Annotated in this window: 10 protein-coding genes and 1 pseudogene; 4 read left to right on the forward strand and 7 right to left on the reverse strand. The window is 52.3% G+C overall.

The genetic code is table 11. The features are described from left to right. The first annotated feature begins 88 nt into the window (after positions 1-88). Positions 89-1134 (forward strand): annotated as a pseudogene (locus IPJ96_06445) (IS481 family transposase). A 275-nt stretch (positions 1135-1409) separates the two neighbouring features. Here IPJ96_06445 and IPJ96_06450 read toward each other — a convergent pair. Together IPJ96_06450 and IPJ96_06455 are read right to left on the reverse strand one after the other, a co-directional pair. Continuing rightward, positions 1410-6479, reverse strand: coding sequence for a hypothetical protein (locus IPJ96_06450; GenBank protein MBK7909992.1), 5070 nt, complete (start codon positions 6477-6479; stop codon positions 1410-1412). Positions 6480-6524: 45 nt separating this feature from the next. Beyond that, positions 6525-7595, reverse strand: a complete 1071-nt coding sequence (locus tag IPJ96_06455; protein ID MBK7909993.1) for a PorV/PorQ family protein — start codon at positions 7593-7595, stop codon at positions 6525-6527. Positions 7596-7807: 212 nt separating this feature from the next. On the opposite strand from IPJ96_06455, the gene IPJ96_06460 reads away from it, so the two are divergent. Next, positions 7808-8593 carry a CDP-alcohol phosphatidyltransferase family protein gene (locus IPJ96_06460; GenBank protein ID MBK7909994.1) on the forward strand — a complete coding sequence of 262 codons (786 nt, stop codon included), beginning with the start codon at positions 7808-7810 and terminating at the stop codon, positions 8591-8593. Beyond that, positions 8590-8844 carry a phosphoribosylformylglycinamidine synthase subunit PurS gene (purS, locus tag IPJ96_06465; protein ID MBK7909995.1) on the forward strand — a complete coding sequence of 85 codons (255 nt, stop codon included), beginning with the start codon at positions 8590-8592 and terminating at the stop codon, positions 8842-8844. Before IPJ96_06460 ends, purS begins: the two co-directional genes overlap by 4 nt. A 30-nt stretch (positions 8845-8874) precedes the next feature. Here purS and lptB read toward each other — a convergent pair whose 3' ends face one another. Genes lptB through IPJ96_06490 form a run of 5 tightly spaced genes read right to left on the reverse strand, consistent with a single transcriptional unit; the run spans position 8875 to position 14368 of the window. Beyond that, entirely contained in the window at positions 8875-9600 is a 726-nt protein-coding gene (gene lptB, locus IPJ96_06470; GenBank protein ID MBK7909996.1) for an LPS export ABC transporter ATP-binding protein, read from the reverse strand. Positions 9601-9645: 45 nt separating this feature from the next. Then, positions 9646-12141, reverse strand: coding sequence for a carboxypeptidase-like regulatory domain-containing protein (locus IPJ96_06475; protein MBK7909997.1), 2496 nt, complete (start codon positions 12139-12141; stop codon positions 9646-9648). Positions 12142-12167: 26 nt separating this feature from the next. Next, on the reverse strand, positions 12168-12512 hold the full coding sequence (locus tag IPJ96_06480) for a carboxymuconolactone decarboxylase family protein (protein ID MBK7909998.1): 345 nt from the start codon (positions 12510-12512) through the stop codon (positions 12168-12170). A 6-nt stretch (positions 12513-12518) separates the two neighbouring features. Next, positions 12519-13352 (reverse strand): twin-arginine translocase subunit TatC, encoded by an 834-nt coding sequence (gene tatC / locus IPJ96_06485; protein MBK7909999.1) that lies wholly within the window; start codon positions 13350-13352, stop codon positions 12519-12521. A gap of 50 nt (positions 13353-13402) precedes the next feature. Further along, positions 13403-14368, reverse strand: a complete 966-nt coding sequence (locus IPJ96_06490) for a KpsF/GutQ family sugar-phosphate isomerase (GenBank protein MBK7910000.1) — start codon at positions 14366-14368, stop codon at positions 13403-13405. Between the two features lie 132 nt (positions 14369-14500). Between IPJ96_06490 and recQ the strand changes: the two genes are divergently transcribed. Further along, entirely contained in the window at positions 14501-16690 is a 2190-nt protein-coding gene (gene recQ, locus IPJ96_06495; GenBank protein MBK7910001.1) for a DNA helicase RecQ, read from the forward strand. Positions 16691-16713 lie beyond the last annotated feature (23 nt).

Here is a 16713-nt window from a genome sequence, read left to right on the forward strand (position 1 = left end):
CTAATTTGTACTAGTTAGTATTTAATCTGACAGATAAGGGTTATCTTTAGGATACGAAACATAACAATAACCCCTAAACTGTCAGACAATGAATACAGAAGCTAAGTTAATCAAAACCAAGTTAGGCTTGTTGAAGTTAGCCGAACAATTGGGTAATGTATCCCAGGCGTGCAAAGTGATGGGCTATTCACGGGATAGTTTCTATCGGATCAAAGAGTTGTACGATACCGGTGGGGAGACGGCTCTGCAGGAGATCAGTCGGAAGAAGCCGATACTGGCCAATCGGATGGATATAGCCTGGGAGAACGCCATCGTACAGATGGCCACCGACTATCCGGCCTACGGTCAGCTTCGTGCATCGAACGAGTTGCGTAAGAAGGGGATTTCTGTTTCACCGGCCGGGGTACGGTATATCTGGATGCGGCATGATCTGGAGACCTTTGCCAAGCGTCTGAGCGCTTTGGAGGCGAAAGTGGCTCAAGACGGACTGATTCTCACCGAAGCGCAACTGGTTGCCATGGAAAAGAAACGGGAACAGCAGGAAGCCATTGGCGAGATTGAAACCGAACACCCCGGTTACCTTGGAGCCCAGGACACGTATTATGTGGGCAATATCAAGGGTGTAGGCCGGATTTACCAGCAAACCTTCATCGACACCTACAGCAAAGTAGCCTTTGCCAAATTGTATGACCGTAAGAACGCCTTGACGGCAGCCGATATGCTCAACGACAAGGTGCTACCATTCTTTGAGGAGCATGGCTTGCCGCTGCTTCGGGTACTCACAGACCGGGGTACAGAGTACAACGGCAAGCGGGAGAGTCATGAGTACAGTCTTTATCTGACACTGGAGGATATCGATCATAGCCGTACCAAGGCCCGGCATCCTCAAACCAACGGCATCTGCGAACGCTTCCATCGGACAATCCAGAACGAGTTTTATGCGGTTGCCTTCCGAAAAAGGTCTTTGGATCGCTGGAGGAATTACAGAAGGATCTGGATCAGTGGATAGAAGAGTACAACTGTGAAAGGACACACACCGGAAAATACTGCTTTGGTAAAACACCAATGGAGACATTCCTGGACAGCATACCCTTGGCGCAAAGTAAAATGCTCGATAAATTAGCAACCGGTTAAAAGTTATTCCGGGCGACGGATCCTTAAAAATCCGTCAGACCGGAAATAACTTTTAACCAACCCTGTCTGTCAGGTGAAGTTCTAACTATTACAACTAATTACTAATTACTAATTACTAATTACTAATTACTAATTACTAATTACTAATTACTAATTGGTGATTGATACTAAAAAAGGGAGGCCGCTTCGTACGAAGCGGCCTCCCTTTTTATACTATTCGCTATTCGCTATTCGCTATACGCTATTCACTGTTCACTGTTCACTGTTCACTCCCATCACCTCATCAAATACATCTTCCCCCAACCCTTCTTAAAGTACTTGTCTGCATCCGTGGCGCGTTTTTCGATCGTTTCACCGTTCAGGTTGGTGATGACGCGGTAGAGGTAGAGGCCGTTGGCGAGTTGGTCGCCGAATTCGTCCTTGCCGTCCCAGGCATAGTCAGTGATGTTTCGACCGATGTGGATATTGCCCAACTCTTCTTTCATGATCTCCCGTACGATCTTACCACTGATGGTCATGATCTGGATCTTCATGTTGGTAGGTATCTCGCTGCCGGTGAGGGTGAACACGAACCGGGTCGAAGTGGAGAACGGGTTCGGGTAGTTCAGGACTTCGGTGATCGTTGAGCGGTTGATAACCTCGAACGAGATCTTGTAGTTATACCGACCCGATTCGTTGTTGGATCGATCGGCCGCCTCGACTTCCAGTTCGTAGATTCCATCGGTTTCGAAAACCGGATTCCAGTCGATCCGGGCGCTGTTCAAAGGCAGCACGGCCGGTGTAAAGCGCATGGCCTGGCCGTAGTTCGGCAGGGTAAACGACAACAATTGGTTGCTGACTGCGCCGGGAGCGCGGAGGTAGACCTTGAATTTCGAAGTGTCGTTCAGCGCAAGGAACCTGTTCTCGTCGTGGAGCCTGACGATGATGTTCGGCTTGCCCGAGACAATGTCGCCGTCGAGGATGTGCACACCATCGAACGTCACGTCGAGAATCGGATTCACGCGGTCGCGCTCGACATTGAACTTCACTTCCGCGATGTTGTTGAAGTGGTATTGCTCCGCCTGGTGGTCCGCATTGTAGGGGTTGGCTTCGATCCAGAGGCTGTTGTTGCCTGCCAGTCCGAAGGTGCTGTCGACAACGATGGAGGCGGTCAGGTATTGATTCTCGCGCAGCGAGTCGAGCTTGACCGTAGCGATGTCCGTTCTCGAGCGATTGGCTCCGTAACGGTAGAAAGCGACGGATAGGCTGTCCATGTCCACGTTGGATAGGTTATCGATCGCCATCTGTAACCGGATCGTATCGCCTTCCTGCAACGGGTTGTTGTAGAAGGTGTACAGGCGATTCGGGTTCAAGGCGCATTCGGGCACCGGCTCGTAGTACACGCGCCAGTAATCCATTTGGGGAGGTGTCCGAAGAGAGTCATCCTGAAGATAAGTCTGCAACTTGAGGTACGGATAGGTCGTTGCGGAGATCCAGTTCATCACCGTGTCTTTTCCGGTCGGCGTATACAGTAATTGGTTGACGAGGGTATCCCATGCGTCCGTAATGCTGTTCAAACCCAGTACGTTCAGATAGACAATATCCTCTGAGCTGCCGGTTTCAACCGGACTTTGATTCCAGTGCAGGGATTCCCAGCTTCGGGCAGGGCCCAAAAGGGAAGAGTTCACATAACCGCGGTTCCAGACTGTCGACAGCAGGGTGGAGAAGGTGATGGTGTCGGTTTGATTGACGCCCAGTACTTCCTGGTTGCTGCCGCTGTAGCCTTTCCTCGTGAAATAAATGAAGGGAGCGTTGTCGCGTAACGCGGCCGTATTGAAGTTCAGGGACGCAAACGCATTGTGGAAGTTCGGATCGACAGTCGAATAGGTGGTGTTGAACCAGGAGTAGGCGATGATGTAGTTTCCATCCGGAACCGAAGCCAGGAAGTTGTTCAGGCTGGTCATCTGGCCGGCATTGCCATATTGGAAAATGAAATAGTTCTCGGCACGCTGACGGCAGTTTCCAAATCCCTGCGCATTGACCGGGTCGTCACACGAGCCGCTGGTCAGGGTAAAGGTGTTGTATTGTCCAACGTTGTAGGCGCAGGTGGTCCAGGGGTCCAGTGTGATAGAGTCAAGCACGGCAACCATGACCGCGGGGAATACCTGGCAACCGTTGTACTCCATCGGAACGTTGTTGAGGGAGTAGCCGATCTCATTCAATTCGGTTTGCGTCAGGCCGGGTTGACCCTTGGTGAGGACACGGAGTGTTTTGTTGTTTTGAATGAAGTCGTAATACCGGTCGAGGGTGTCGTAGCGGACGTTTTGGTAGCCGTCCGCCATGAACTGATGGAAATGCGATTGTGACCAGCCGGATTTACCGGGAATGTACTGGAAGGAACTCTGCTGCCAGCGGTATTTGACCGGATCGTAATCGATCGAGTCGTTGGTGACGCGCCAGTAATAGACCACGCTGTCCTGGAGAATGTAGGAGGGAGGTGACCAGCTCAGCACGCCGCCGCTGTCGGTGATAGCCGTGAAACGGTACAAAGGACTGTTCTGCATGCCCGGGATCGAATCTTTGAGATTCATGTCGATCGTGTCGATCTCGAAACGGTACGTGCGCACATCGGCCAACGGATTGGCTGTGCTGGCCTTGAGGGTTACACTATTGTACGGGTGAATGGCGAATCGGGCAGGGTAGACCGGAATGATGTCGTTGGAGTTGATGAACAACTGCGTGGTCGCGCTATTGTTGGTGAGGTTGTCATATTCGTCGACACTGTCGGGCAGATCGACTTCCACACGGAAAAGATTCAGTCCGGCTGAACTGAACCCGCCGGTGGTCATGGTGATCGAAAACTCATCGTTGTAGAAGCAATTGCCGCGTTGGAAGGTGTAAACGGAATCCGAACCGTCCGGATAGGTACGGGTGACACGAACCGTGAAGGAATCAGAGACCGCCTTGGCGAGGTTGCGGACGTTTACGATGACGGAGAACGTATCCAAATCGGTCGTGACGGCGGCAGGATTGAAACGCAGCGAACTGCCGTCAACCATGTAATCGGGTTTTGTCCAGACATTCAGCCGCAGTGCCGGGTCGCCATTCAGCGACATCTCGTTGCAGACAATCTTGATGTTCTCCATGCCCGGCGCCTGGATGTCCTGGATGGAGTATTTCATCAGTTGTCCGATCGTAGCGCCATAGTGGTTGCGGCTCGTATTCTGGAACAAGGCCGTCGAATAGGCATACAGGTCTTCCGGAATACCCTGGCCGACACTTGCAATGAACGCGATGGCGGCTTTGCTGGGTTCGAGGACGAATTTTTCGGAAACGCTCTTTTGATACGTATGGATATCGCCGGCAAAGCAGGAGTTGGCGACGATCAACGGGTACTTGCCCTGGTTGTTGTACTCGGAGGGTTCGTCCGTACTCTGGTCGAATCCGGAGCCCGAAGCGTGTCCGAAGAAGGTCATGATCGAGACCCCATTGTCAATCTGTGCCTGCAGGGTATCGGATTGATTGATGACGATGGGGTCGTTGCTGTTCTTGAGATAGGTGGTGACATGTCCTCCATAGAGGCTGTCCTCCATGATCTGCTCGTAGGTGCTCAGGTAGCCAGCAAGCTGGTCCTGTTGCCCCTGATTGTTGCCGCCACCGAAATGCAGGATCTCTTTCATCCAGGTTTGCGGCGGGCCGGTTTGTACTTGTTCGAATTCCTGGACCTTGGCAAGGTAATCGAGGATCTCATTTCCGGTTCGGGCGCAAATCCGGCCGATCGGAACCGATGGTTCATACAAGGTGCCGTCAAGTCCGGTCACGAGTAGCATGTCGGACGTGGGTACTCCATAGGAGGGGACCAGGCACAATTCGAAGAGTGTCGGGTTCTGGCGGAAGTCGGCAGGACTCATCGACTTACCCAGTAACAGGATGTGCTGCGGTTTCCCCACTCCGGTCCAGCGTTCCAGTGCAAAGCGAACGAAGTTGCGGATCGACAAGGGATGTTTCTGGATACCGTAGGAGAATTGGTCGTACAATTCGTCGATATCGACCATCACGACCCGGTTTCCGGTGGTGATATCCCGATAGTTCTTATAAGCTAATGCCTGGTTCCAGAGCGCACGATGGGTAATGATGATGTAAGCGGAATCCACAGCGGCGTTCAGGAGGTTGTTGAACTGGCCGAAGGCGCTTTGAACATAATTGATCCCTTTGATCGAAGTGATGTTCTGGATGGAACCGGCTGCCGACAGGAAGCAGCGTTTGGGGGTCGCGCTGCCATCGTTCGGGACCAGTGCTTGCCAGCCCGGGCCATTCGGGCTTACCAGGATCCGGCGATGATTCGTCAGGTCGTATAGGATCGGACTGCCGGTGCCGGCGTTGAAATTGCTGATGTCCATTCGGGTATTGGTCTGGCCGGCATCATCCGGTACAAACAGTTCGAACGTGGAAGCAGCTTCAAGGTCGAAGGTGTGCGGGTAGCGTACCGACAGCCAGTAAAAGGCCGAATATTCCGTAATCGAGAGCGGGGTGCTGACGTTATAGGTGAAGGTGGTACTGGAACTGGTAAAGAGCGCAGGCGATAGCGAGAAATTGTATCGGCGTATCGACTGCATGTAGTAGGTGTCGGAAAAATTGGTTCCGGGAAACACCAGGGTCATGTTGTGCGGGTTGTTATTGACGCCGCCAACGCAGGTATTCACTTCGACGTTGGGCCCGCTGGCATATACATTGGCGGTGTTGACCGCAACGTTGTTCACGAAATTGGTGCCCTGGTAGTTGCCGAATACCCCGCACCAACCTTCGCTCTCGGTATAATCGATCGAGTTTTGGTTCATGCCACGGTTATAGCCGTAGTTCTGCATGACGTAACTCTCCCGGATGAAATACGAAGCCGGTGTGTAAGCGGGATAATTGTTATCGTTCACCGCCGTCAGGCGCCGCCCGTTGGTGGTGGAGCTCCAGGTAATGAAGTAAACGGCCGTGTCGGTATAGAGGCTGTATTGAGGTTGAGGCTGCCAGGTGGAGTCGCTGTAAAGACGGGTATCCATGGAGCCGTCGTTCATGCTGCCGAAGAATTCGATGAAGTCGCTTCCGTTAAAAACGCCGTCCGATTCCCCTTCAAGGTGGATGTATTCTTCCTGACCATTGTGGAAAACCTGGACCTTGCGCGGATCGATACTGCCGATCGGTACGCCGGAGAATTGCAGGTCAGTTCCGGAAATACGGTAAATGCCGTTTTGCCAGACCTTCACTTTGAAATACTGCTGGCCGTAGTTGATCCAGTCGTTTTCGTAAGTCTGGGACTTCGACACCATTGGCCGGAGCGCCAGCAGGAGCAGAAGAAGGAGTAAAGTTTTTTTCATTGTGATCGTTCGTTGCCTCGGTCGTGGGCTGCCGTTGGAAGGAACTTATTTGGGTCGCTTGTTGACGTCGAGTCGAAGCGAGAAGATGTTCGAGTATGGGGTTTCGTTACCGCCGATGTTGGCCAGGGCGTAGTCGAGTGCAAGTCGGCCCAGTTTCACACCGAGTCCGAGGTTGGGTTGTACGATGGTCGTTTCGGTCTTATCGAAATTCTTTACCTTCTGAATATTCAACAGACCCGCGCGCAGGAAGATGAAACGGTTGTAACCGACTTCCAGTCCCATGTGCGGATCAACACTGATGGGTTTGGAACTGATGAGCGTGTTCCGCTGTCCGTCAAAGGTCATGTCGGCATTGATTTCCGCCAGCAAACTGATCTTGGCCGTAATATCTTTCCGGTAACCGGCGCCGTAGATCAATTTGGGCAGGGTGATCTCTGTGGAATTCTTCGGAATCTCGTTTCCGGTTGCACTGAAGGCTTCTTCGAACAACTCGGTGTTGTAACTCCAGGCGTTGTAGGTGCTCGTGATGTCTTTGGCCATCAAACCGAACTGCCAATTGCCTTTCAGGTATTGCGCACCGAGGTCGATACCGAAGCCCCATGCTTTTCCGAAATCTCCTGCCTTACGGTGGATGATCTTCGCGCTACCGCCGTAACGGAGCCCTTCGATCCTGGAGGTCTTGGCATAACTGAATAGAAACGCGTAGTCGGCGATCGAGAAGGATTTCAATTTGGAATAATCGATCACACCGGATGCATCCATGAGGTCCAGGGTGTTGGGGATGTCATCCGTTCCGAATCGGATCACGGAAAAGCCAATGACTCGATTCGTGTCGATGCGTGTAGCGACAGTGCCGTAATCGAATTTTGAAATACCCGCGAAGAGCTCGGCGTGCATGGCCGCGATCTGAATGTCGCTGCCGATCCCGTTCAGGCCGGCCGGATTCCATGCAGCCGAGGTGGCGTCGTCGGTGCTGGCAGCCACGGCACCGGACATGCCCATGGGCCGTGCACCTACGCCGATGGACAGGAATTCATTACTGTACTTCGGAGTCTGGGAATTGACTATCCCGAAGAGGCCAAGCAGGCAATAAGCGGTCAGAAGCGTACGATTCATGGAGCGGAGCAAGTTCATCCGGGCAAAACGCCTTTTGGTAAGGTTTTATTATAGATAATCAACAGGTTACCTATAGTAAAGTTACGATTTATGCAAGCAGATGAAGTCGGTTTTTTGGAAGATTTCAAGCATTTATCAATACTGTTATACCGGGTTTCCAACAAAGGGGTTGACGGAATTCCTTCGACAATCTGACACATTAAAACTGTAAGATGGCCGCATGGATTTATCCCTTTTTATTCAATCATTACTTTTACACGCCCCGCCGGCTTTGTCCCTTGAAAAAGCACTTGCCCAACCTCCTGACTTCCCTCAACCTTTTTTGTGGTTGCATCGCCTCCGTATTGGTTTTCCGAGGCAAGGTAGAGTGGGTGGGTTATGTCGTCCTGCTTGCGGCCGTATTTGATCTCTTCGATGGTTTTCTGGCGCGAAAACTCGGTGTTAGCGGACCCTTCGGAAGGGAACTGGACTCCCTGGCCGATATGGTGACCTTCGGGTTCGTCCCGGGAGCGATCCTCTTTCAACTCCTGCAAGCCTCCGACCTTGCCCTGGCTTTCCCTGATCCTGACCTCCGTCGTGTGATTCAGTTTCTACCGTTCGTCGTAACCGTCTTCTCCGGTCTCCGCCTGGCGAAATTCAACATCGATACCCGGCAATCGACTTCCTTCATCGGGCTCCCGACTCCGGCCAATACACTTTGGATCATTTCGCTTCCGATCATCCTGACCTGGTATCCCGGCCAGTACGAGTTCCTGCGATCCCATTGGGTCATTCTTCTGTTGTCCATCCTGTCTGCCGGACTCCTGGTTGCTGAGTTGCCGCTGTTCTCACTCAAGTTCAAGCATTTTGGCTGGAAGGGAAATGAATATCCGTACATCCTGATCCTGATCGCTTTGCCGCTGGCCCTCTTTTTTTCCTTCGCGGCATTGCCCATGATCGTCGCCACATACGTACTTTTGTCGCTCGTACGAAACCTCACACAACGCACCGCACCATGAAGTTTATTGCCGAAATCGACGTTATGCCATTGAAAGCCTTATTGGATCCGCAGGGAAAAGCGGTGACGCACGGCCTTCAAAATATGGGCTACGCGACCATGGAGAATGTGCGCGTCGGCAAACACATTTCGCTGGAGATCGATGCGGATTCCCGCGAAGCGGCCAATCAGCAGGTGGAAGAGGCGTGTAAAAAACTGCTGGCGAATCCGATCATGGAGAGTTTTCATTTCGTCCTCAACGAGGCGAAGTGATAAACGGCATGCTGCCGAAATAGCCGTTACCTATTTTCGCAGGACAAAATTCTGACCGAGGTAAACCCGGCGGACCTGTTCGTCGGCTGCCAGTTCTTCCGCTGTACCTGCTTTTAGAATTCTTCCCTCAAACAAGAGGTAAGCCCGATCGGTGATCGAAAGTGTTTCGTGAACGTTGTGGTCCGTGATCAACACGCCGATGTTCCGGTCTTTCAGGTGAGCGACGATTCCCTGGATGTCTTCCACGGCGATCGGGTCCACGCCAGCGAAGGGTTCATCGAGCAGGATGAATTTCGGGTCGACCGCCAGGGCGCGTGCGATCTCGGTTCGGCGCCGCTCGCCACCCGATAACAGATCGCCTCGGTTCCCGCGGATACGCTGCAGCCCGAATTCGTCGAGCAGGGATTCAAGCTTTCTGGATTGTTCTTCCTTGCTCAGCCGGGTCATTTCGAGCACGGCTTTGATGTTGTCCTCCACACTCAGTTTCCGGAAAACGGAGGCTTCCTGAGCCAGGTAGCCGATACCCAGTTGGGCGCGCCGGTACATGGGCAAGCCGGTGATCTCCGTCTGATCCAGGAAGATCCGCCCTTCGTTGGGCTGGATCAGACCAACTGTCATGTAAAAAGTAGTCGTTTTCCCGGCGCCATTGGGCCCGAGCAAACCGACGATTTCGCCCTGTTCGACCTGAATGGAAACGCGGTCAACGACAGTGCGTTGTTTATACCGCTTGATGAGTTGGTCGGCGCGTAGGATCATGCTGGACAGTCGCAAAGATGGGGAATCCGTTGCGGATGCCCAACCTCAAAAGCTGATGTGAATGGTACCCAGGATCGCGACCTTGGCAATGTCGGGATGGTCCAGGTAAGAAAGACGCCAGATGTTGTCGATGCGCAGGATGCGGAAGATGTTCGAGATGCCGACTCCGGCTTCGATGTAGGGTTTCCCCAGCGAATAAAAGGCGTCAGGACGCGAAAGAATGTCCCGGTTTCTGTCCGAAACTTTTCCGGTGACTGCGCTGAAGGTTGCCATCTCCCGCCATTTCAGTTTACGCAATGCCGGAATTCGGTCGAGGAAGAAGCCGCCGAAGTTGTGCTCGGCCTTGAAGCTGATGTATTCATCGCTGACGAACTCGTAGAAGTTCATCAGGTTAAATGCGGACCGGTCGTACACGAATGAATTGTTTCCGGGATGAATGTACAGGAGCGGATAGGGCAGGGTGCCCCAGATCTTTCCGGCTTCAGCGGTGAAGTAGAAGGTGCCGAAGTTTCCGGGATACAGATAGTCTTCTACTTTGAACCGAAGCTTGTGGTAAGTGAAATCGCTTTCCAGGAAGTCCTTGAGTCCGGTCTGATACTGCAAGTGAAAGATCGGCCAGTTGGTGCCAAGGGAGATGCGGTCCACTTCCCCCGATACGAAACGTTCGTGGTTGGCGAAGCGGATGTAGAAGGAAAGGTCGGTGTTGTTGATCCGGCTGCTGCTGTCCGTCTTCGCGTCATTGGCGAAGTAAGTGAAGTTGAGTTTGCCCAGCGGAGCGTATTCGGTATGGGTGATGCTGACGCGGTTGGAGAAGCCGGGTTTCCATTCGTGTTCGAAATAGACTTTTTCCATTTCGACATCGTTCAGCAGTAAAGCTTGCTGCCTTCTGAGCAGTGTCGCGAAGACGTTGTCGTTTGCAAACGCGTTGGCGCTCACGCCGAGCTGTTCAACATCCTTCGTGTATTCCACGCCGAAGTACTGGCGAGGGTCCTTGGAGGTGAAGTACCGCAAGGTGCCGCCGTATTTGAATCGTTCGTCCTTGAAGCCGTAAGCGGAATATCCGCTCAACACGAGGCGGGTGCTGAATTTATTGCTGGTCTGGCCGCCGAAGCGGAGGCGAAACCCTTCGATCGGATTGGAGGAAATGAATTTGTAGATAGGGCCGATCTCGAAGAGCCCGACTTCCTTGTATCCGGTGGCGGCTACGCGAACAAGGTCTGCCCAGCGTTTGTAAGCCGGGATCGTTTTGATTGTATCGATCATCGCGTAGATCTTCCGTTCGCTTTCACTCAGGCTTTCCCCTCGGGTGGAATCCCAAAAGGCGGCGCTTTGCTTGTACGCGTCATCCTTTACGATCACCTCGTGTCCTTCGGCAAAGAAACTCTCCGGTTGCGGGTCATTCAGCTTGAAATTCCGGTAAAAGGTGGTCTTACGTCCGATGAAGCCGGTGGTTTCTTTTGATTTGGTTTCCGTTGGCGCCAGGTTGACTACGAGGACTTCCTTTGCCAACAACCAGGTCTGGTCGGCGACAAAGGTGTAGTCGTGAACGATTGCCAGGTCCTCGATGAAGTTGATGTTCGCGTCCCCGCTGATGCGCATGTTCAGCTTCCGGATGGCAAAGGTGGTATCATGCACCCAGAATTCACCGTTGAACGTTAGTTCCTGCTTTCGCCGGGGATGAAAAGTGATCTTGTAACACCACTTGTTGTCCAGGTAGGCGCTGTCGACCAGCATGTACTTGTAATAAAGCTGGGAAATCCCGCTGATGGGGCTGACGAATCCTTTTCCAAAAAGGTAGAGGTACGCGTCGTACACATTGATCTTGGCGTAGAGGTCGCCCAGGTACTGGGAGACCGTTGCGTTCTCCACCCCGGAAATCTTGCTGGCACGAATGATCTCCTTTTTCAGTTTCGGATTCTTGCGCTGATACACATCGGAGACCGATTCGGTCAGGAAGACGGGTAAATAGGGCTTCTTGTTGGTTGAGGTCGTGTCGATGTTGTCGAACACGAATGAGAAGGGTTTGAACAGCCTGCGACGTTTGAATTTGTCAGTGATATTGTTGATGTCGAATTCCAGCTTGTTGTACGTTTCATACTGTAGCGCGGAAAAACGGTCGGGGTCGTTCTTGGGCTTGTTGTCGATGACCTTTCGAAGCAGGATGATGGCGGGATTCTCTCCGGCGACGATGGTGACTTCCGGAAGGTCGAACTTGTTGGCCCGTAGCGCGAAATCGATCTTCTGGGTCTGGCCTCGCTTCACATGGATCGTAGCGGGCAGATAGCCTACGAAAGTGGCTCGAATGCTGTCTACCGGCTGCGTGGTCTCGATCGAGAAGTTGCCGTCGAGGTCGGCATTCTTACCTACGGTTGTCCCGACGAAGAGGATGCTGGCAAAAGGAATGGGTTCGTTCGTGAGCGGGTCATAGACCCGTCCGTTGACGCGGGTGATTTGCGCGGTGGAAGGAATGCTCCCCAGGATCAAAAACTGGGAGAGCAGCAGCCGTACAATCGATCGTAAGCCCGGAAAAGTGGGAATCATGCCCGAAAAATACGTGTTGAAAAGGATCAGGCTGATTGCAGTTGGTCCCAGTATTCAACAGCCCGGCGTAAATGCGGAATGACAATGGTGCCGCCGACAATATTGGCGACAGCAAAGGTTTCAAAGAGTTCCTCCGTTGTTACTCCCTCTTCATGACAGCGGCCAAGGTGATAGCGAATGCAGTCGTCACAGCGGAGCACCATGCTGGCAACGAGACCGAGCAATTCCTTGGTCTTTACAGATAAGGCACCTTCGGCGTAGGTGTTCGTGTCAAGGTTGAACAGCCGTTTCAGAACAAGATTATCCTGCGAAAGGATGCGCTCGTTCATCCGGCTTCGGTACGCGTTGAATTCCTGGACCTGGTCTTTCATGGTGTTTTACTGAACAGCTTGTTTGCCCCGAACCACGTAGGCGCTGACGAAGATGGAAACTTCGTAAAGGATGTAGAGGGGGATGGCGACCATGATCAGCGTCGTGGCGTCCGAGGTTGGCGTGATCACGGCCGACAGGATCAGGATCACCACGATGGCATGTTTCCGGTAGTCGCGCATGAATTTAGGACTCAGGATGCCCACCTTGGAAAGGAAATAGACCACGATCGGGAGTTCGAACACGATGCCGGTAATCAGGGTCATCGTGGTTACGGTGGAAATGAACGAGTCGAGGCTGATCATATTCTGGACTTCCGTACTGACCTGGTAATTACCCAGAAAATTGACAGTCATCGGCGTGATGATGTAATAGCCGAACAATACACCTGTAATGAAGAGAAAGGAGGTGTAAAACACGATCCCGTTGGCGTACCGTCTTTCCTTCTCATGCAGCGCGGGTTTGATGAAGCGCCAGAGTTCCCATACCACATAGGGAAAGCCCGTGACCAGGCCCGCCACGAAAGCGACCCACATATGGGTCGTGAACTGCGAAGAAATATCGGTTGCGATCAGCCGGAAGGGGATCTCGCGGATGCACAGATCTTCCCCCAACTGCAAACGGTCTGACAGATGGCACAGGACACGGTAGGTAAGGAACTGAGGGTTCTTGGGGGCAAGCAGTATTCCGTCAAAGAGGAGCTCCTTCAGGAAAAACCAGGTCAGCGCCAGCACCATGACGACACCGACCGCGCGTACCAGGTGCCAGCGTAAGGCCTCCAGATGCCCGAGAAAAGACATCTCCGCCTGCGGATTGATGTTACTGCGATCGAAAAGAGCCATGAAGGGTCAAAGATAGCCAGTGAATTCAAATCGCCCGGAGGACTGTGTTATCACAGGATGCCTTCCTTGACGAGATCATGCAGGTGCACGAAGCCCGCGAATCGACCCTTATCGGTCACCAACAGTTGTGAAATATTGTACTGCTTCATCAGGTTGAGCGCGTCCACTGCCATGGTGTCCTTGGCAACTTGCTTGGGATTCGTATTCATCACATCGCGGGCCTTGATGCCTTCAATGGATTTTCGGTTGATGAGCATCCGGCGAAGGTCGCCGTCCGTTATCACCCCAACCAATTTGCCCTTTTCAAGCACAGCCGTCGCGCCTAAACGGTTCGATGAGATCTCGAGAATCACATCCTTGATGTCCGTATTGGAGGAAACGGCGGGTTTCGCATTGCCGGGGAATATGTCCTTGACTTTCAGGTAAAGCTTTTTCCCCAAGGCGCCTCCGGGATGGTATTTGGCAAAGTCGCGGCTGGTGAAGCCCCGTTGCTCGAGCAGACAGACTGCCAGCGCGTCCCCCATAGCCATCTGCGCGGTGGAACTGCTGGTTGGAGCCAGGTTGTTAGGACAGGCCTCCTTGGCCACATAGGTATTCAGGACGAGGTCGGCCTGTTTGGCCAGGTACGATTCGGGATTACCGACCATCCCGATCAGGATGTTTCCCCAGGAACGGAGCAAGGGCACCAGCACTTTGATCTCAGGAGTATCACCACTTTTGGAGATGCAGATGATCACATCGTGCTTTTGAATGATGCCAAGGTCGCCGTGGATAGCGTCGGCGGCATGCATGAAAATGGAAGGTGTTCCGGTCGAATTAAGCGTCGCGACGATCTTTTGAGCGATAATCGCACTCTTGCCGATACCGCTGACAATCACGCGTCCTTTGCTTTTTAGAATTGCCTCAACGCAGGCCACAAACTGATCGTCAATGTGTTGCGTGAGATTGGCCACAGCTCCGGCTTCGATTTGGAGCGTCCTTACGGCCAGTTTGCGGATGTTGGATTGATTTTTCAATGATCTAGCTTAAAAATATCGCGCGGGAATAGCCGTTTATTGGGACAAAATTATTTAATTTTAAAGCAGGAACGCGTGATGCCTTGCTCACGCGTAATTGTTTTGTAAAAAGCTGAAAAACAGAATACTATAATGCTAGTGGCGGAAAAACCGTTGAAGACTTACCTCAGAAAGTACTTCGGTTTTGACAAATTTAAGGGGGAACAGGAGAGCATCATTCGAAATGTGCTGTCGGGGAAGGACACCTTCGTCATCATGCCGACAGGTGGTGGGAAATCCATGTGCTATCAGCTTCCTTCCATGATCATGGAGGGAACTGCGATTGTCGTTTCACCCCTCATCGCCCTGATGAAGAACCAGGTCGATGCCATGCGGGGATTCAGTAACGAAGAGGGGATCGCGCATTTTCTGAACTCCTCACTTAATAAATCAGAGATCGCGACGGTCCGCAAGGACATCAAGGAGGGTCGAACCAAGCTCCTGTACGTTGCCCCGGAATCACTGACAAAAGAGGAAAACGTAGAGTTCCTGCGCAGTGTACCCATCTCGTTTTTCGCGATCGATGAGGCGCACTGTATTTCGGAATGGGGGCATGACTTCCGACCCGAATACCGCCGGCTTCGCCCGATTATTGACGCGATCGGTAAAGTTCCCATCATTGCTCTTACAGCCACGGCAACGCCCAAGGTCCAATTGGACATTCAAAAGAACCTGGGTATGACCGATGCGACGGTCTATAAAGCGTCCTTCAATCGCGGAAACCTGTACTATGAGGTTCGCCCGAAGGTTGACGTCATCAAAGAGATCATCAAATTCGTAAAGCAGAACACCGGCAAATCCGGAATCATCTATTGTCTTAGCAGGAAGAAAGTGGAAGAGGTAGCGTCCACGCTTTCCGTCAATGGCATTCGTGCATTACCGTATCATGCCGGCCTCGACGCCGGCGTTCGTGCCGATACCCAGGATAAATTCCTCATGGAAGAAATAGAGGTCATCGTGGCTACGATCGCCTTTGGAATGGGTATCGATAAACCGGACGTCCGTTTTGTCATCCACCACGATATACCCAAGAGCCTGGAAGGGTATTACCAGGAGACCGGACGTTCCGGCAGGGATGGTCGCGAAGGGAAATGCGTTACCTTCTACAGTTACAAGGATATCGAGAAGCTGGAGAAGTTCATGAAGGGAAAACCGGTGGCCGAGCAGGAAGTGGGTAAACAGTTGCTGCTTGAAACCGTCGGCTATGCGGAAACGTCCGTTTGCAGAAGAAAAGTGTTGCTCAATTATTTCGGCGAACAATATGTCGAGGAGAATTGCGGCAATTGTGATAACTGCCTCCACCCGAAGAAAAGCTTCGACGGTAAGGAAGAAGTAAGCACTGTGCTTGAGACCGTTCAGGCGGTGAAGGAGAAATTCCCGATGGAGCACATCGTGAATGTTGTTTGTGGAAAAGCGGAGAACAATGTGAAGCTCCACGGGCACGACCAGCTCGAGATATTCGGCGAGGGGTCGGACCATGAGCCGAGGTTCTGGACAGCCATCATCCGGCAATCGTTGCTGGCCGGGCTGTTGTCGAAGGATATTGAGACCTACGGAACGCTTCGGTTGACGGATAAGGGCAAGGCCTTTCTCAAGAAGCCTGTCAAGATCATGGTGGTCGAAGACAAGGACTACAGCAACACGGAAAGTGATGAGGAAGAGGAGTTCAGCGGAAGTAATGCTGCCGCTGCCGACCCGGTCCTGTTCGCGCAATTAAAAGACCTGCGCAAGCAGATTGCCAAGCAGAAAAGCGTTCCGCCCTTTGTGGTCTTTCAGGACCCTTCGCTGGAGGAAATGGCCATTCAGTATCCGATCACCATGGATGAACTGAAGAACATTTCCGGCGTCGGAGCAGGGAAGGCGACCAAATTCGGGAAGCCATTCGTCGAACTGATCAAGAAGTATGTGGAGGAGAATGAGATCGATCGTCCAATGGATCTCGTGGTCAAATCGATTGTGAACAAGTCGGGCTTGAAAGTCTACCTGATCCAAAACATCGACCGGAAGATTTCACTCAATGATATGGCAACGGCTAAGGGCATGACCCTGGAAAACCTGTTGACTGAGCTTGAAACGATCGTCTCTTCGGGAACCCGGATCGACATCAATTATTACATCAACGAGGTCGTCGACATTGACCGCCAGGCTGAAGTGTTCGAATACTTCAAGTCGGCTGATTCCGACTCCGCCGAAGAAGCGCTGCGGGAACTCGGTGAAAATGATTATTCCATCAACGATATCCGTTTGATGCGTATCAAGTTTCTCTCGGAACTCGGCAACTGATTCCCGACCGGATTACCTTAAAT

The sequence above is a fragment of the Bacteroidota bacterium genome, from assembly GCA_016713765.1.
GTDB lineage: Bacteria > Bacteroidota > Bacteroidia > AKYH767-A > 2013-40CM-41-45 > Pollutiaquabacter > Pollutiaquabacter aromativorans.